16 protein-coding genes are annotated in these 15,463 nt (G+C 67.1%); 4 read left to right on the top strand and 12 right to left on the bottom strand.

The annotated features are described in order from the left end of the window. Nucleotides 1-17: 17 nt before the first annotated feature. The 9 genes from LJ737_RS14595 to LJ737_RS14555 form a co-directional block, all read right to left on the bottom strand. Entirely contained in the window at nucleotides 18-569 is a 552-nt protein-coding gene (locus LJ737_RS14595; RefSeq protein ID WP_227766953.1) for a hypothetical protein, read from the bottom strand. Nucleotides 570-658: 89 nt separating this feature from the next. Further along, nucleotides 659-1,711, bottom strand: a complete 1,053-nt coding sequence (locus tag LJ737_RS14590; RefSeq protein WP_227766951.1) for a proline iminopeptidase-family hydrolase — start codon at nucleotides 1,709-1,711, stop codon at nucleotides 659-661. A gap of 69 nt (nucleotides 1,712-1,780) precedes the next feature. Next, nucleotides 1,781-2,389, bottom strand: coding sequence for a hypothetical protein (locus tag LJ737_RS14585; RefSeq protein WP_227766949.1), 609 nt, complete (start codon nucleotides 2,387-2,389; stop codon nucleotides 1,781-1,783). 44 nt (nucleotides 2,390-2,433) lie between these two features. Then, on the bottom strand, nucleotides 2,434-3,498 hold the full coding sequence (locus tag LJ737_RS14580) for a serine hydrolase domain-containing protein (RefSeq protein WP_227766948.1): 1,065 nt from the start codon (nucleotides 3,496-3,498) through the stop codon (nucleotides 2,434-2,436). A gap of 124 nt (nucleotides 3,499-3,622) precedes the next feature. Continuing rightward, nucleotides 3,623-4,702: a serine hydrolase domain-containing protein gene (locus tag LJ737_RS14575; RefSeq protein ID WP_227766946.1), complete on the bottom strand. Its 1,080-nt coding sequence runs from the start codon at nucleotides 4,700-4,702 to the stop codon at nucleotides 3,623-3,625. 233 nt (nucleotides 4,703-4,935) lie between these two features. Further along, a complete protein-coding gene (locus LJ737_RS14570) occupies nucleotides 4,936-5,670 on the bottom strand; it encodes a YebC/PmpR family DNA-binding transcriptional regulator (protein WP_227766944.1) in 735 nt (244 codons plus the stop codon). A 119-nt stretch (nucleotides 5,671-5,789) separates the two neighbouring features. Beyond that, the gene (locus LJ737_RS14565; protein WP_227766942.1) at nucleotides 5,790-6,659 is read right to left on the bottom strand and encodes an SDR family NAD(P)-dependent oxidoreductase; all 870 of its coding nucleotides are present in this window, start codon (nucleotides 6,657-6,659) and stop codon (nucleotides 5,790-5,792) included. A 35-nt stretch (nucleotides 6,660-6,694) separates the two neighbouring features. Beyond that, nucleotides 6,695-7,240 (bottom strand): hypothetical protein, encoded by a 546-nt coding sequence (locus tag LJ737_RS14560; protein ID WP_227766941.1) that lies wholly within the window; start codon nucleotides 7,238-7,240, stop codon nucleotides 6,695-6,697. Nucleotides 7,241-7,356: 116 nt separating this feature from the next. Then, nucleotides 7,357-7,863 carry a hypothetical protein gene (locus tag LJ737_RS14555; protein WP_227766939.1) on the bottom strand — a complete coding sequence of 169 codons (507 nt, stop codon included), beginning with the start codon at nucleotides 7,861-7,863 and terminating at the stop codon, nucleotides 7,357-7,359. A gap of 153 nt (nucleotides 7,864-8,016) precedes the next feature. On the opposite strand from LJ737_RS14555, the gene LJ737_RS14550 reads away from it, so the two are divergent. From LJ737_RS14550 to LJ737_RS14540, 3 genes are all read left to right on the top strand, one after another. Continuing rightward, a complete protein-coding gene (locus tag LJ737_RS14550; protein WP_227766937.1) occupies nucleotides 8,017-8,820 on the top strand; it encodes an N-formylglutamate amidohydrolase in 804 nt (267 codons plus the stop codon). 198 nt (nucleotides 8,821-9,018) lie between these two features. Beyond that, on the top strand, nucleotides 9,019-10,323 hold the full coding sequence (gene hutF / locus LJ737_RS14545; protein WP_227766935.1) for a formimidoylglutamate deiminase: 1,305 nt from the start codon (nucleotides 9,019-9,021) through the stop codon (nucleotides 10,321-10,323). Between the two features lie 359 nt (nucleotides 10,324-10,682). Then, a complete protein-coding gene (locus tag LJ737_RS14540) occupies nucleotides 10,683-11,519 on the top strand; it encodes a DUF4097 family beta strand repeat-containing protein (RefSeq protein WP_227766933.1) in 837 nt (278 codons plus the stop codon). A gap of 140 nt (nucleotides 11,520-11,659) precedes the next feature. On the opposite strand, the gene LJ737_RS14535 is transcribed toward LJ737_RS14540, so the two are convergent. Next, a complete protein-coding gene (locus LJ737_RS14535; protein ID WP_227766931.1) occupies nucleotides 11,660-12,742 on the bottom strand; it encodes an MBL fold metallo-hydrolase in 1,083 nt (360 codons plus the stop codon). A gap of 196 nt (nucleotides 12,743-12,938) precedes the next feature. Between LJ737_RS14535 and LJ737_RS14530 the strand changes: the two genes are divergently transcribed. Further along, complete coding sequence (locus LJ737_RS14530) at nucleotides 12,939-14,315, top strand: S41 family peptidase (RefSeq protein WP_227766929.1); 1,377 nt, start codon at nucleotides 12,939-12,941, stop codon at nucleotides 14,313-14,315. A 143-nt stretch (nucleotides 14,316-14,458) separates the two neighbouring features. Here LJ737_RS14530 and LJ737_RS14525 read toward each other — a convergent pair whose 3' ends face one another. Both LJ737_RS14525 and LJ737_RS14520 read right to left on the bottom strand, forming a co-directional pair. Beyond that, complete coding sequence (locus LJ737_RS14525; RefSeq protein ID WP_227766928.1) at nucleotides 14,459-14,680, bottom strand: hypothetical protein; 222 nt, start codon at nucleotides 14,678-14,680, stop codon at nucleotides 14,459-14,461. A 238-nt stretch (nucleotides 14,681-14,918) separates the two neighbouring features. After that, complete coding sequence (locus LJ737_RS14520; protein ID WP_227766926.1) at nucleotides 14,919-15,323, bottom strand: hypothetical protein; 405 nt, start codon at nucleotides 15,321-15,323, stop codon at nucleotides 14,919-14,921. Between the last annotated feature and the right edge of the window lie 140 nt (nucleotides 15,324-15,463).

Here is a 15,463-nt window from a genome sequence, read left to right as displayed (position 1 = left end):
ACGGCTTGGCCAAGCCGTTAATTGCCGCTGTACCGGGTGAAGTACATATACCAGTTCCATTCCCAGGTCTGACCGTTGTCGTCGGAAAAAGCTTGGCTCCAGACGGGGTTGTCCTTGTCCCGGGCATCCCAGCGAAAGGCTACCAGGATATTCTTTCCCTGGAAGGTATCCTTGGTAAAAAAGTGGGCCACGTCCTGATCAAAGGAGCCGACCACCGGCGGGTCTAGCCTGCCGGCGGTGCTATCTGCCCAGTAAATGCTCCACAAGCGGGTCTGGGGGTTAAACAGCCGCACCGACATGCCCTCGAATGGCACGCCGTCAAACGTCGCGAGGTAGTTGTCGATGTTGCCCAGCCCGTGCAAGACCCGGTACATTTCCTGGGTCGATTCAAACTCAATCCACTCCGTGCAGTTTTCCAGCCGCGCTTTCAATTTTCGATTACGCAGGCGCCATTTGCCCTCGTAAAAGTCGAAATCATGCTTGGAGGAGGTGGGGGATGCGGTCAGCATCAACTCGCCAGCGGAGTCAAACTGTACCGGCGGAATAGGCAGGGGTACGTGCGTGGACATTACAAGCGGCAGGCGCGTGGGCACCGGTGATTTGGGATAAAAGTTGAAAGAAGGAAGTTGAGTTAGGCGAAGGGGAGCAGGGAGGCCGGTTACAGGGCCACCTTCTTTTCGCCCTGGTCCACGCCCAGAATCCACTTCGTCAGGCCCGCCATGTAGGTCGGCTGGTCGTCGTAGAAGCTCATGTGGCTGCCCTTGGGGCAAATTAGGGCGGTGCCGTTCTGCACCTTTTGGGCCACCATGCGCATGTGCTCGGGGTCCATGGTGTCGTGCTTGCCGCCGATGCTGAGCACCGGCACCGCGAGCTTGGGCAGGTCGGCCACCCGGTCCCAGTTCACCAGCTTGCCGGAGGCGCCAAACTCGCTGGGCCCCTGCATGGTCACGTAGAGCGACTGGTTGGTTTTGCCCAGGGAGCGGGCGGCCGGCTCGGGCAGGGGCACGCGGCACAGGTGCTCGGCGTAGAAGTTGGGCTCGAGCAGCTCCATGTAGCGCGGGTTCTGGAAGTCTTTCTTGGCTTCGATCTGCCGAATTTCGCGCAGCACCTCGGGCTTGAGCTGCGGGGCCAGTACCTCGTCGGCGTACTTGTTGTAGGCCGGAATGCTCATCATCATGTTGGAGATGATCAGCCCCTTGAGGTGCTGCTGGTATTTCAGTGCGTACTCGGCCGCGAGGATGCCGCCCCAGCTGTGGCCCAGCAGGTAGAAGTTGTCCTTGTCGAGCTTCAGGGCCTGGCGCACCTGCTCCACTTCCTCCACGTAGCGCGGCAGGCTCCACATAGCCGTGTCCTTGGGGTTGTCGGAATTGCCGCAGCCGAGCTGGTCGTAGTAAATAAACTCGATGCCCTCCTGCGGCAGAAAGCTCTCCATGCACTCGAAGTACTCGTGGGTGGCGCCGGGCCCGCCGTTGAGCAGCAGCAGCTTGATGCGCGGGTTATTTCCGAAGCGCTTGGTCCACACGTTGAACGTGCCCTTGGGCGTGCTGATGGGAATGACCTGCACGCCGCCGGTTTTCACCCGGGCCGTGTCGCCGGCAAAGTAGCTGGCGAGCGTGGAGGCGGCCGCGTCGGCGGCGGGTGCAGGCTTGGTGGGCGCGGTGCAGGCGGCGGCCAGCAGCAGGGCGGCGGGGAGGAGGCGGGAAAGGTGCATGGTCAGAAGGCCGTTGAGAAGCCCCTAAACCTAGGGTATTGCCGAGGCTCTTGCAACTGCGCCGGCCGGCTACAGCCGCCGCACGCCCCGCCAGCTGACGCGGAAAGCGTCGGTCTTGGGGCGGCCCTTCTGGTTGTGGCGGATGCGTAGGGTCAGCGGGCTGCTTTTCGCATCGTTGTTTTCCCAGCCGACCAGTTTGGCTTCGAAGAAGGGCCCCACGCGAAACAGCTTGTACTCCTCGACCGCGTCGCCGCCGGTGAGGGCCAGGTAGACGTAGTGCGAGCAGGTGCAGTAGTCGAGGGTGGCATCCCCGGGGCCGTTGCAGAGCAGGTAGGCCCGCACGGCGCAGTCGTCGGCCTGGGCGTAGACGCTGGTGTCGGCCACGCTCAGCACCTCGGCCAGTTCGGCGTCAGGCAGCTCCACCGCGGCGGGCGTGCCGTAGAGCGTACCGCTCGGCAGCTCCCGGAGCCGGGGCCGGGCGGCCGCGGAATCGGCTGGGCAGGGGTGATTGGCCGCGGCGGCGGCCCGCCGCAACTCCTGGTGCAAGCGGTCCAAGGTGTCGCTCTGCCGGGCCACCTGCTGGCGCAGCTGGGCCAGCTGGCGCTGGGTGGCCTCGTCGGGGCCGCGCTGGCAGGCGGCCGCCGCCAAGACCAGGAACAGGAGCAAGTACGCTCTCATCGGCTAAGGAAATGAAAAGCAGCTAGGTATAGCGGATTAACAGATTATTGCCCGGCCGCCAGCCACTGCGAGGTCCAATACTCGCCCGGGCCGAGCAGCAGGCGCAGAATGTCGTCGGTGAGCTGCAGGCCGTTGGCGCCGTTGGTGAAAAACACCACGCTTTCCTGGCGGTCGGGGAAGGCCACAAAGAAGTTCTTGAAGTCGCCGTTGTCGCCCCAGTGCCAGAGGGCCGGGCCGCGGCTGGTCGACACCAGACCCACGCCGCAGGCCCAGCTGATGTGGGCGTCGGCGGGGCTGGGCGGGGTGCCGCAGCGGTTGGCGGCGGTAGCGGGGGTGCGCAGCAGCTGGGCCGTGGCCGGCTGCAGCCCCTCGCCCCGCAGCACCGCCTGCAGGAAGCGGCTGTAATCGGTGGCGGTGGTCATGAGGCTGAAGGCGCCGTTGGGCGCGGCAAATTGCTTGACCTCGGTGGGCTGGCCCTGGGCGTCGTGCCCGCAGCTGGCATCGAGGGCAAACCAGGGCTGCCACACGAAGCTGCTGCGGACCATGGCCAGGGGCCCGAACACCTCGGCCTGCGCCAGCGCCTGCCACGACTGCCCGCTGAGCTGCTCCAGCACGCGCTGCAGCAGCACGAACCCCTCGCCGGAGTAGTTCCAGCAGCTATCGGGGGCCACTTTCAGCTGCAGCGCCGAGCCGGCCCACTGCGCGCTCAGCGGGTTGGCGGCCCAGTTGGGCAGGCCGGCGCGGTGGGTAAGCACCATGCGGGCGGTGATGCGCGCGGCCCGGGGCTCGGCCTGCAGGCGCGGGTTGGCGTAGTACTCCTGCAGGGGCCGGTCGAGGTCGAGCAGGCCCCGGTCGTGCAGGCGCAGGGCCGCGTAAGCCAGTACCACCTTGCTCAGCGAGGCGGCCTGAAACACAGTGCTGGCGTCCACCGGCGGCCGGTCACCGGCGCGGCGCAGGCCCAGGGCGTAGCGCTGCTGGCTTTTGCCCCGGGCGTGCACCAGTTGCAGGCCCGGCACGCGGTGTTGCTTGAGCAGCACCAGCAATTGCGCCTGTTGGGCTTGGCACGCCAGCGCGCTGAGCAGGAGCAAAGCGGTCAGAATTCGGATCATGGAATAGGAAAAAGGGGATAGAGCGGGAAACATAACACGACAACCGGGTAAGCCCCGCCGGCGGCAAGGCGGGCCGCGGGGCCGGAAAAATAGCGGGACGGCTCAGAAGCGCCAAGGCCGGCGGCTACGGCCGCGCCAGCAGCCACTGCAGAGCCCAGTACTCGTCGGGGCCCAGGAAAAGGCTTAGAATCGGCGGGGCGGCGCGCAGGCCGTTTTCGCCGTTGGTCAGAAACACCACGCTTTCGCCCGTGTCGGGGAAGACCAGAAAGAAGTTCTTGAAGTCCACATTGTCGCCCCAGTGCCAGAGGGCCAGGCCGCGGCTGCTCTGCTGCAAGCCCACGCCCAGGCCCCAGCCCAGGTGGGCCCCGGCGGTGCCAGGCGGGCCGCAGTGCGTGGCCGGGCCGCTGGCCGTGAGCAGCAGCTGGTGGGTGGCCGGCGTCAGGCCCGTGCCCCGAGCCAGCGCCCGCACGAAGCGGCTGTAGTCGGCGGCGGTGGTGACGAGGCTGAAGGCCGCGCTGGGCTCGTGGAAGCGGCGGCGCAGGGTGGGGGCGCCGGTGCTGTCGTGGCCCGCGCAGAGGCGGCCGGCGAAGCGCGCGTCCCAGCCGAAACTGCTGTCGGCCATGCCCAGGGGCGTAAATACTTCTTCCTGGGCCAATTGCTGCAGGCCCTTGCCCGTGAGGTGCTCGACCACGCGCTGCAGGTAAGCGTAGCCCTCGCCGGAGTAGTGCCACACGCTGTCGGGGCGGTAGCGGAGCTGCAGCACGCCCTGGTTCCAGCGGGTAATCTTCGTGTCGCCGTACTCAGCCCAGTGCGAGAGGCCGCTGGTGTGGCGCAGCACCATGCGGGCGGTGATGCGGGCGGCCACCAGCTGGTTTTGCGGGTGCTTGTGCGGCAGCCCGTAGCGGGCCAGCGGGGCGTCGAGGTCGAGCAGGCCGCGGTCGGCGAGGCGCAGCACCGCGTAGGCAAACACGGGCTTGCTCAGCGACGCGGCTTGAAAAACGGTGTGGTCATCCACCACGGCCGGCTCGCCCTGGCACTGCACGCCCTGGCTGAGCGTGGTGGTGCGGCCGTTGGGGGCGGTGTAGGCTAGCTGCAGGCCCGGAATGCGGTACTGCTCGGTCAGGGCCAGAAGCGCGCGCAGCTGCACGGCCGCCACCGGCGACACCTGTCCTTGCGCTGCGGCCCCCAGCAGCAGCAGCCACACCAGTAGCACCGCCCGCACTCAGCGCCGCCCCCTCGTTTGCCGCCGCCGTTGCCCCCCCCGTTGTACAATCAGACTCATCTATCGGTAGTTGATACCAGTGGGGAAAATACCGATTTACTTGGACGCTGCCAAGCCCGGCGCCGCGTCACATGCTTCGTTTGGGCCCAAAAAAAGCTTCCCCGCCGGCCCGTAGGCCGGCGGGGAAGCTTGCAAGTGGTTGAGCGTCGTGGGGCTTAGCCCAGCGTGTGGTACACGGCCTGCACGTCGTCGTCGTCCTCGAATTTTTCGATCAGGTTCATCACCTCTTCCAACTGCTCGCCTTCCAGGTGCACGGTGGTGTTCGGAATGCGCTGCAGCTGGGCGCTGATGACGTTTAGCTGCTTTTGCTCCAGGGCCTTTTGCATCTGCCCGAAGTCGCTAAACGCGGTTTCCACCACGATGTAGTGCTTCTCGTTGCCGTGCTCGTCCTCCTCCGAGTCCTCGTAAATGTCGTCGGCGCCGAAGTCAATCAGCTCCAGCTCCAGCTCCTCGGCGTCGAGGCCGTCGGCGGCCAGCTTGAACACGCCCTTGCGGGTGAAGGTGAAGTCGGAGGAGCCGGCCGTGCCCAGGGCACCGTTGCCGCGGTTGAAGTACATGCGCACGTTGGCCACGGTGCGGGTGGGGTTGTCGGTGGCCGTTTCCACCACGATGGCCACCCCGTGCGGGGCGTAGCCTTCGTACACCACCTCGGTGTAGTTGCCCTCTTCCTTCGACGACGCGCGCTTGATGGCGGCCTCCACGCGGTCCTTGGGCATGTTCACGCCCTTGGCGTTTTGCATGGCCGTGCGCAGGCGCGAGTTGGTGTCGGGGTTGGCGCCGCCTTCTTTCACGGCAATGACGATTTCGCGCCCGATGCGGGTGAAGTCTTTCGACATTCGGTCCCAGCGCTTCATTTTGCGGCCTTTGCGGAATTCAAACGCGCGTCCCATCTATGGTAAACTTGTGAGATTGTGAAGTTGTGAGTTAACGCCCGGTCAGCCGAGGGGCCGGCTGCCGAAGGGGCCGCAAGTTAGCCGAAACGCCGGCCAAGGGCAACCCCCGCCGGGCATTACGCCGGGCGGCGCGGCGGGAGCAGCCCGATGCCGCGGCCCAGCAGCCGGTCGAGCCAGCGCGCCGGCAGCAGGCGCGGCACCACCCAGGCCCGCAGCAGGTCGGGCACCAGGGCGTAGCGCACCTTGGGCCGCCGCGCTTCCAGGATGCCGACCAGCCGCTCGGCCACGAAAGCCGGCGTTAGGCCCTGGGCAATGGTTTTGTGCACGTACTGCACGAAGCGCTGCGCCGGGGCGAAGTAAGGCGTGTCCCGGTAGGCGTCCAAATCGATGCCCTTGCCCCAAATTGGCGTTTGCGTCACCCCAAGGCCAATCAGAACCACGTCGACGCCGAACAGCTGCAGCTCGCGCCGCCAAGTGGCCGACAGCCCCTCCAGCGCGTGCTTCGAGCCGACGTACGCGCCCACAAACGGGGCCGCCACCTGCCCGCTCACCGAGCCGATGTTGATAACGCGGCCCGGCGTGCCCGCAAACCCGGGCCGGGCGCCGAGCAGCGGCAGAAAGGCCTGCGTCACTTGCACCAAGCCCACCACATTCACCTCAAAGTGTTGCCGCACCACCTCGATGGGCTGGTGTTGCAGCGGCCCGCCGAAGGCCACACCGGCGTTGTTGATGAGTGCCGTGAGTGGCTGCCCGGCCAGCGCCGCTTCCACCTGCGCGGCGGCGGCCGCCACGGCTGCGGCGTCCGTCACGTCGAAGAGCAGGGGCGTAAACTGCGGCCCGAGCGTGCCGCGCAGCGCCTCGGCATCGGCGGGGCGGCGCAAGCTGCCGAACACGCGGTAGCCGCGCTGCAGCAGCGCCTGGGCCGTGGCCTGCCCCACGCCGGTGGATACGCCGGTAATAACGACGGACTTGGAGGAAGTGCTCATGGGCCTAAGGTAGCGCCGCCGGGGGCTTGCGGGCGTTACTCGAGCGTGACGTTGCCCTCGGCGTCGAATTTGCGCTTCACCTTCTCGGTGCCTTTTGCCACGAGCCCGTACACCTCGCGGCCGCCTTTGGCGTCCTCGTTGAGCACCATGCCCAGGCTCAAGGATTTCTGGTCGAAGTGAAAGGTGCCGCCGTAGGTCACGGGCTGGCCTTTGCTGTCGGCGTAAGTGAAGCTAATGCGGTTGCCTTCAATCTTGTAGCGACCCGATTCGTCGAAGTGAAACTGCCCGTAGGGCCCCGGAAACTCCAGCTTCTTTTCGTAGGTGCCGGCCGGGCCCAGCCAGAGCGTGCCGCCCACGCCGCGGGTGTTGGTGGGCTCCTTGCTGATGCTCGGGTCGTAAATCACGTAGGCCACGTAGGTGTGGCTGCCGAAAAATTGCGCCGGCAACTTGGCGGCGGGAGCCGCTGCGGTGCGGGCCACGGGCCGCGCGGGGGCCGCAGGGCGGCGGGTAGGGGCGTGCTGGGCGCTGGCGGCGGCACTCAGGCCGAGCAGGGCGGCCAGTAGCGTAAAGCGGAAACGCATCGGAAAGGCAGAAACGACGTGGGAGTAGCTAGCTGGGGAGTGGCCCAAATAGCTACAACCGGCGTACTTCCGCAAGCGGCTGGTCGGTTTTTCCGCGCGGGGCGCTGTGGCCGGCGTTAGTGCCCGGCCGGCTGGGCCACCAGGGTGTAGACGCTGCGGCTGCCCGCCGGGAAACCCTCGATGGTAACGACCAGCCCGCCCTGCTGCGCGTCGAAGCGGTAGGTGCCCGCGTCGGTGCGGGGCTGGCCCTGCTTGGTGAGGTAGCTGAAACGGATGCCTTGGCCGCTGAGCAGCTGGTACTCGCCGCTGCGCTCAAACACGTTGAGCTGCGGGGCCAGGCCAATGCGCAGGCGCTGCTCGAAGCGGCCGTCGGGGCGCAGGGTGAGGGTGCCGCCTACGCCCTCGGCCGCAATGGGCTCGGGGCCGCCTTCCGAGTCGTAAATCAGGAAGGAGAGGTAGGCGTAGGTGCCGCAGCGCAGGCTGCTATCGGCGGGCAGGACGGGGGCCGGCGCGGCCGGCGGCAGGGTAGGGGGTGCGGTCGGGCGCGACTGAGCCGGCGCGGGCCGCTGCAGCAGCAGCCCGCTCAGCCCCAGCACTACGGCAAGCAGCAAACGATACGGCATAAGCACAGGCAAAACCGGCCGCGGCGCACGGCGGCCGGCCCGCAAGTTACGCCGCCGCCGGGTAGCCGGCCCGGCGGCGTTGCGGCTTCCCGGCCCACCGCCTTACCTTAGCCCGCCGGCCGCCCCGCTCGGTGGCCCGCTTCCCCCGCCTCCATGCAGCTTTTCGACCTCACCCACCCCGCCGAGCAGCGCCTGCCCATCGTCATCAGCGTGCCCCACGCCGGCACCGAATTTCCGGACGACCTCCGGGCCGAGCTGAAGCCCCACCTGCTGCCGCCCGACGACACCGACTGGTTTGTGCACCAGCTCTATGACTTCGCTACGGAGCTGGGCATTCCCATCCTGCGCGCCCGCTACAGCCGCTGGGTAATCGATTTGAACCGCAACCCCGACAGCGCCCCGCTCTACCACGACGGGCGCGTCATCACCGGCCTGTGCACCACCACCACCTTTCTGGGCGAGCCGATTTACCAGGACGAGCGGGCCGAAGTCGCGCCGGCCGACGTGGCCTGGCGCCGGGCTCTGTACTTCGCGCCCTACCAGCAGGCCCTGCAGCGCCTGCTCGACGACACCCGGGCCCGCTTCGGCCGGGTGCTGCTCTGGGACTGCCACAGCATCCGCCGCTTGGTGCCGGCCATTCACCCGGGCCCGTTCCCCGACCTCATCCTCGGCTCGGCCGACGAAACCGCCGCCGCGCCTGCGCTGATTCAGCAGGCGCTGGAGCAGCTGGGCAGCGGGCCGTACTCGCTGCAGCACAACCACCCGTTTAAGGGCGGCTACATCACCCGCCACTTCGGCCGCCCCGAGCTGGAGCAGCACGCCCTGCAGCTGGAAATGGCCAAGGACGTGTACATGGACGACAACGAGCAAGCCTACGCCCCCGCGCGGGCTGAGCAGATCCGAGTCGTGCTGCGCCAGACGCTCCTTACCCTGGGCCAAAGCTTGCTGGACGCCTGAGCCCGCCCTGGCATGTCGAGTACGGCGTGACATCTGGGCATAAACCAAATAAGAGCGTCATGTCGAGCGCAGCCGAGACATCACGCCGGATAGTAACCCTAATCAGCAGGTTTCTACCAGATATCCGCACGCGAGATGTCTCGGCTAGCTCGACCTGACGACCTGTTTTCGTCTTCCCGCCGCCCCTCATTCCACCCCATGCACTACTACCACTTCTCCGCCCTGCTGCTGCGCAGCGGCTGGCTGCGCCCGGCCTACGTCGGCGTCGACGCGCAGGGTCTGATTCAGTACCTCTCGGCGGAAGCCCCGCCGGAGCCCGGCGCTGCCGTCGAAACCGTGAACGGCGCCGCGCTGCCGGGCTTTCAGAACGCGCACTCCCACGCCTTTCAGTACGGCATGGCCGGCATGGCCGAGCAGCACGAGCCCGGCACCCGCGACGACTTCTGGAGCTGGCGCGAGGCCATGTACGCCTGCGCCGAAACCTTCTCGCCCGAGCAAAACGAGCAGGTGGCCACGGCACTCTACCGGCATCTGCTGCGCAACGGCTACACCTCGGTGGTCGAGTTTCACTACCTGCACCACGCCCCCGGCGGGCAGCCCTACGCCAACCTGGCCGAAATGGGCGAGCGGCTGGTGGCGGCCGCCCGCACCGCCGGCATCAAAATCACCTTGGTGCCGGTGTTTTACCAGAAGGGCGACTTCGGCCGCGAGCCGCAGCCCCGGCAGCGCCGCTTCATTTCGCCCACGCTCGAGGCGTACTTGCAGCTGCTCGAGGCCAGCCGCCGGGCCGTGGGGTACTACGAGCGCGCCCGCCTGGGCTTCGGGGTGCACAGCCTGCGCGCCGTGGAAGCCGCCGACGTGCTGGCCACCCACGCCCAGGGGCCGAAAGATTTGCCCTTCCACCTGCACGCCGCCGAACAAACCCTGGAAGTGGAGCGCAGCCTGGCCCACCTCGGCGCCCGCCCGGTGGAGTGGCTGCTCGACCACCTGCCGCTCGACGAGCGGTTTCACCTGGTGCACTGCACCCACATGACCCCGGAGGAAACCACCCGCCTGGCCCAGTCGGGCGCGCAGGTGGTGCTCTGCCCCGGCACCGAAGGCAACCTCGGCGACGGGATTTTTCCGCTGGTCGACTACGCCGCGGCCGGTGGCCGCTGGTCCATCGGCACCGACAGCCACATCAGCCTGAACCCGCTGGAAGACCTGCGCTGGCTCGACTACGGGCAGCGCCTCACCCAGCGCCGCCGCAACATCTTCGCCGACGGGGCCACGGCGCTGGTCGATACCACGTTCTGGGCCGGGCAGCGCGCCGCCGGCCGCCGCGTGGCCGACTACTTCGCCCTGGGCCAGCCGCTGGATGCCGTGGTCTACGACCTGCAGCAGCCGCTGCTGGCTCAGGCCGGTCCCCAACACCTGCTGCCGGCCCTCGTCTACACCAGCGACCCATCGGCCGTGCTCGGCACGCTAGTGGACGGCCAGTGGGCGTACCGGGCCGGTGAGTAGGAGAGGAGCAGCTGAGCAGCCGATGTCGACAAGGACGCTATAGAGAAGAACGTCATCCTGAGCAGAGCGAAGGACTTTCCTCCGACCTGGCACCGCTGCTACCACTAAAGAACAAACGAAGGCCTCTGAATAAAAAAAGCGCAGCCGCCGAGCCCTGGACGATTGGGCGTAGGTGGCTGCGCTTTTTGATTGGTGCAGAGTTCGAGCAAGGTCCTTCGCTGCGCCCACGCCAGATGAGGATGCCGTATGAAATGACGCTTCGAAAAATATCTACGAAAATTTTCGTTGTATCTGCAACCGCGGATATTCCAGCGGCGTCAGTAGGGCAACATTCCAAACCAAACAGCCTTTCTGACACTATGAAAACCCTGCTGACCGCCCTGCTGCTGAGCGCCGCTGCCTTCACCGCCCACGCCCAAACCGCGCCGGCCTTCACCTCCTCCTGCGAAGAAGGGAAGTGGGGCAGCTCCGAGCAAAAACGCTACTGCGAAACCCGTGACCTGACCCTACCGGCCATCAAGTCGGGCAAGCTCACGGTGGACGGCGGCCGCAACGGCGGCATCACGGTGAAAGGCTACAGCGGCTCCGAAATCCGGGTGCGGGCCAAGGTGCAAGCCTGGGCCAAGGACGAAGCCACCGCCAAAGCCCGCGTGGCCGACGTGAAAGTGAGCACCGACAGCAACACCCTGCGCGCCGCCGGCTCCGACGGCCGCGGGCAAAACGACGGCTACGCCGTCAGCGACGGGGGCTACGCCGTGAGCTACGAAATCTTCGTGCCCGAGAAAACCGCCCTGGCCCTGAGCACCCACAACGGCGGCATTCACCTCGAAAACCTGCGCGGGCCGGTGACTTTCGAGGCCCAAAACGGCGGCGTGAGCATCCTCGGCGACGGCGGCGACGTGAAGGGCCGCACCCAGAACGGCGGGCTGAGCATCACGCTCACCGGCAGCAAGTGGGACGGCCCCGGCCTCGACGTGGCCACCACCAACGGGGGCATCAACTGGAAGCTGCCGGCCGATTATTCGGCGCAGTTTTTCACCAGCACCGTGCACGGCCCCATCCGCACCGATTTCCCCTCCAACGTGCAAGGCAGCGTCAGCCGCTCGGAAGTAGCCGTGGCGTTAGGCAAGGGCGGCGCGCCGGTGAAGGCCGTTACCACCAACGGCGGGGTGACGGTTAGCCGCGGCGGTAAATAAAAAATCGTATATTCCCAATCCGCTCACATACACAAGCCCGGGCCGTTCCGCATCCGCGGGGCGGCCCGACGTATGGGACCGGCCAACGAAAAGCCCCCGCGCTTCAGCGAAGCGCGGGGGCTTTTCAACGTTACGCCTCGTTAGAAGCGCACTTCCTTGTAGGGGTATTCGTCGAGTGCGCCGGCCGACGGCGCGCAGGACGCCTGGCCGGATTTGCGGGCCCGGCGCGCGGCCAGATCGTACACCTTCGAATTGTAGGCCGGCTCCTTGGCCGCGGTCTTGCGGCCGGTGGATTTCGTGCCCTCGGATTTGCCGCGGCCGAGCAGGGCCACGCCGGCTACTGCTGCCAGGGCCACGCCCGCCCCGATCAGCGCGGCTTTGGCCGGCAGCGTGTCTTTGGGGGCCGGCGGCAGGTACTGCACTCCTTCTGCGTCGATTACGGCCGGCTCCGCAACGTAGCGCCCGTGCGTGGGCATGGGGAAATTGTTGGCCAGTTCGCGCAGGCCGACGGCGGCTTCCGGGCCCTGAATAACCGGCCCGTGCCCGCATCCCACGGCGTGGGGCACCAGCTCGGCCAGCGTCTGCACCGAGTCGCGCACCTGCTGCCAGTTGTAGTTGAAGGGCGCGCCGGCCACGCTGATTTTGGGCACTTGCAGCAGCAGCGAAGGCACCGACTCGTGGTTGGCGGTGGCAAAAGCGTCGGCACCGAGCAGGGTGCGGTCTTCCGCACGGAACAGGGCTATCTGGCCGGGCGCGTGGCCGGGCACGTGCAGCCAGCGCCAGCCGGGCAGGTAGGGCGTTTCGTCGCTGTCGAGGGCGAGGGGCTGCACCACGTTGCTGAGCTGAAACGACTGCGGCGGGAAAAATCGCGCCACGAAGGCCAGCGAGCCGCCGCGGTCCACGGTGGGGTCGGCGGGGGGGTACACGGCTTTGGCCTGCAGAAAGGGCAACTCCAGCGGGTGAGCCAGCACCGGCACATTCCAATGCTCGGCCAGGGCGCGGGCCGAGCCCGAGTGGTCCATGTGCCCGTGCGTCAGGAGGATGGCCGTGGGGTGGGTGCCGGGGTAAAATAGCGCGTCGGCGGCAGCAATGATGTCTTTTTCGGAGCCCGGCAGGCCGGTGTCGACCAGCACCCACTCGCCGGGGTTGCTCGATTCGACAAAGTACACGTTGACAAAGCGTTGGATCTGAAGCTGGGTGACGCCAGCGGCTACCTGGTTCATCGGGGTCGGGGTGTTTGGTGTAGCAGGGAGTACGCAGCGCCCGGGCGAGGGGGTGCATTCCGGCGCGAAAATGTGCCCACTCGCCGCCATGGGCCCGGCCCTCACCCGAACATGTAGGTGCGCGGGGCCGGCTGATTCCGCATTTTTGCCGCCGGTTGGCGCCGCTCCAGTCGCCGCAGTTTCCATCCGTTCTGCTATGAAATCGTATTTGGTAGCCGCCTTAGGTCTGGGCGCCAGCCTGGCCAGCCAAGCCAAGCCGGCGCCCGAGTACCGGCCCTACACCGCGGCCCAAACCCAGGCCGAAGCGCGCCTCTGGGACAATCCCACCTGGCACACGCCTTATCGCCCGCAGCTGAGCAACGAGGAGAAAATAGCCGGCCTCTCGCGCTTCTGGTCCGAGGCCAAATTCAATTTTCCCTTCTTCGACAAAGTGCCCCACCTGGCCTGGGACAGCCTCTACGTGGCGTACCTGCCGAAGGTGCAAGCCGCCCCAACCACCCTGGCCTACTACCAGCTGCTGCAGGAAATGTGCGCCCAACTCCGCGACGGCCACACCAACGTGTACCCGCCCAAGGAGCTGTTCGGGGAAGTGTTTGAGCGCCCGCCGCTGCGCACCGCGCTGATCCAGGACAAGGTGCTCATCACCGAAGTCAACAGCGAAACCCTGCGGCGCCGGGGCATTGCGCCGGGGCAGGAGGTGGTGGCCATCGACGGCACGGCGGTGCACGACTACGCCCGCCCGCGCCTGGCTTGGCAAAGCGCCTCCACGCCCCAAGACCGCCTCGTGCGCACCTACACTTACTCGCTGCTGGCGGGACCCGCCCAGCAGCCGGTGCGCCTGACCCTGCGCGACGCCCGGGGCCGCGTGGCCGAGCAAAGCGTGGCGCGCAGCGGCTACGCCGACCAGGCGCCGGCCCGGCCGCCGCTGGAGTTTCGGGTGCTCGAGCACAACGTCGGCTACCTGGCCCTCAACTCGTTCGGCGACCCCGCCATCAAGCAGCTGATGGCCGATGTGTACCCGCGTCTTCGCCAGACCCGCGCCCTCATCATCGACGTGCGCGCCAACGGCGGCGGCAACAGCGACTACGGCTTCGACGTGCTCAGCTACCTCACCGACCAGCCCATCCCGACGGCGCGCTGGATGACGCGCGACTACCACCCCACGTTTCGGCCCTGGGAGCGGCCCCCGCAGTGGTACGCCGAGCCCGTCGAGCCCGTGCCGCCCAAGGGGGCGAATCCGTACCGCGGCCCGGTAGTCCTGCTGACCGGCGCCCGTACCTTTTCGGCCGCCGAAGACTTTGCCGTGGCCTTCGAGCTGATGCAGCGCGGCGTCATCGTGGGCGAGCCGACGGGCGGCAGCACCGGGCAGCCGCTGTCGTTCAGCCTGCCCGGCGGCGGCTCGGCCCGCATCTGCTCCAAACGCGACGCCTACCCCGACGGCCAGGAATTTGTGGGCGTGGGCGTGCAGCCGCAGGTGCTGGTGCACCCCACGGTGCAGGACGTGCGCCGCGGCCGCGACACCGTGCTCGAGGCGGCGCTAAAGCAGTTGAAAACCAGCGGAAAAAGCGGATAGAATACAACGGCCCCTGAAATGCATAGTGCCTCCTCACGAGCGGGAGGCATTATGCATTTCAGGGGCCATCGAGCCGGCCAACAACGGCCGCCTGGCAACTTGATCAAGCGGCGCGTGGCCCGGCTAGCCCGTCAACTGCGGGCTTACTGCCCGGCCATGGTATCGGGCACGGCGTTGTTGGTGGGCGTGCCCGCGTCGGTGCGCACCGTGTCGACTTTGCCTTCGTTGCCGTCGGCGTCGCCGAGGCGGGTGCTGGTCATGGCCGCGCCAGAGGCGCTGCCTTCGGCGCCGTTGGCTTTTTCTCGGTCGCAGGCGGCCAGGCTTAGCGAAGCGGCGGCCAGAGCGAGGAACAGAATCTTCTTCATGAGGGGGTAGGTGGTTGGGCTGCGGCAACCGGCGCTGGGGCCCGCGGCGGTCGGCGGCAGCCGTGGTTGTGGTATATAGGAATTGCCATACGCAAATTGGCGGCCTAGGGTAGGGGCTACCTGGGCATTTGGTGCGGCAGCCACCGTGCCCTGGTGGGCCAAGCCGCCCCTGGACCGGCCAAAACGCACAAAAGCCCCTCGCGCGGGGCGAGAGGCTTTGCCGATCGGGGAAGTAAGGTTAGCGGCCGCCGGTAGTGCCCGAACCGGTGGAGCCGGTGCCGCCCGCCGTTGAGCCCGTGGTGGTGCTGCCGGTGGTAGCCCCGCCCGTGGTGCCCGCCGTAGTGGTGCCGGTGCTGCCGCCGTCGGTGCCGCCCATAGTGGTGGTGCCGGTGGTGGCACTGCCCGTCATGGTGCCACCGGTAGTGGCGCTACCTGTAGTGCTGGCGCTGCCGGTGGTGCTGGCATCGGTACCGCCGCTCATGCTGGTGTCGGCGTTCATGCCGGCGTCGCCGCCGGTGGCATCGGTGCCCGAGCCGGTGCCGCTTTCGGTGCCGGAAGTGCCGCCGTTTTCCTGCTGGTTGTTGCCGCAGGAGGTAAAGCTCAAGGAAGCCGCGGCCAAAGCCAGAAACAATACTTTTTTCATGGATGTAAGGTGTTGGGTAGAAAAGATGGTTGTGGTTCGGTGCCGACCCGCAAGCCGCCGCCGTGGCCTTTATGCCGGCGCGGTGGTTATGTAACCCAGAAATTGTAAATTATTTCTTATGATATTGGATAAAGCTCATC

It is taken from the genome of Hymenobacter sp. 15J16-1T3B (assembly GCF_020711235.1).
Classification (GTDB): Bacteria; Bacteroidota; Bacteroidia; order Cytophagales; family Hymenobacteraceae; genus Solirubrum.
The sequence above is the reverse complement of the archived record's forward strand: the minus strand, read 5'-3'. Positions and strand labels throughout refer to the sequence as shown.

Excerpts from the sequence above, each read along its gene's own strand:
- LJ737_RS14535 (WP_227766931.1), bottom strand. The coding sequence starts at position 12,742 with ATGAACCAGGTAGCCGCTGGCGTCACCCAGCTTCAGATCCAACGCTTT.
- LJ737_RS14540 (WP_227766933.1), top strand. The coding sequence starts at position 10,683 with ATGAAAACCCTGCTGACCGCCCTGCTGCTGAGCGCCGCTGCCTTCACC.
- LJ737_RS14585 (WP_227766949.1), bottom strand. The coding sequence starts at position 2,389 with ATGAGAGCGTACTTGCTCCTGTTCCTGGTCTTGGCGGCGGCCGCCTGC.
- LJ737_RS14570 (WP_227766944.1), bottom strand. The coding sequence starts at position 5,670 with ATGGGACGCGCGTTTGAATTCCGCAAAGGCCGCAAAATGAAGCGCTGG.
- LJ737_RS14530 (WP_227766929.1), top strand. The coding sequence starts at position 12,939 with ATGAAATCGTATTTGGTAGCCGCCTTAGGTCTGGGCGCCAGCCTGGCC.
- LJ737_RS14590 (WP_227766951.1), bottom strand. The coding sequence starts at position 1,711 with ATGCACCTTTCCCGCCTCCTCCCCGCCGCCCTGCTGCTGGCCGCCGCC.
- LJ737_RS14520 (WP_227766926.1), bottom strand. The coding sequence starts at position 15,323 with ATGAAAAAAGTATTGTTTCTGGCTTTGGCCGCGGCTTCCTTGAGCTTT.
- LJ737_RS14555 (WP_227766939.1), bottom strand. The coding sequence starts at position 7,863 with ATGCCGTATCGTTTGCTGCTTGCCGTAGTGCTGGGGCTGAGCGGGCTG.
- LJ737_RS14560 (WP_227766941.1), bottom strand. The coding sequence starts at position 7,240 with ATGCGTTTCCGCTTTACGCTACTGGCCGCCCTGCTCGGCCTGAGTGCC.
- LJ737_RS14525 (WP_227766928.1), bottom strand. The coding sequence starts at position 14,680 with ATGAAGAAGATTCTGTTCCTCGCTCTGGCCGCCGCTTCGCTAAGCCTG.
- LJ737_RS14565 (WP_227766942.1), bottom strand. The coding sequence starts at position 6,659 with ATGAGCACTTCCTCCAAGTCCGTCGTTATTACCGGCGTATCCACCGGC.
- LJ737_RS14580 (WP_227766948.1), bottom strand. The coding sequence starts at position 3,498 with ATGATCCGAATTCTGACCGCTTTGCTCCTGCTCAGCGCGCTGGCGTGC.
- hutF (WP_227766935.1), top strand. The coding sequence starts at position 9,019 with ATGCACTACTACCACTTCTCCGCCCTGCTGCTGCGCAGCGGCTGGCTG.
- LJ737_RS14550 (WP_227766937.1), top strand. The coding sequence starts at position 8,017 with ATGCAGCTTTTCGACCTCACCCACCCCGCCGAGCAGCGCCTGCCCATC.
- LJ737_RS14595 (WP_227766953.1), bottom strand. The coding sequence starts at position 569 with ATGTCCACGCACGTACCCCTGCCTATTCCGCCGGTACAGTTTGACTCC.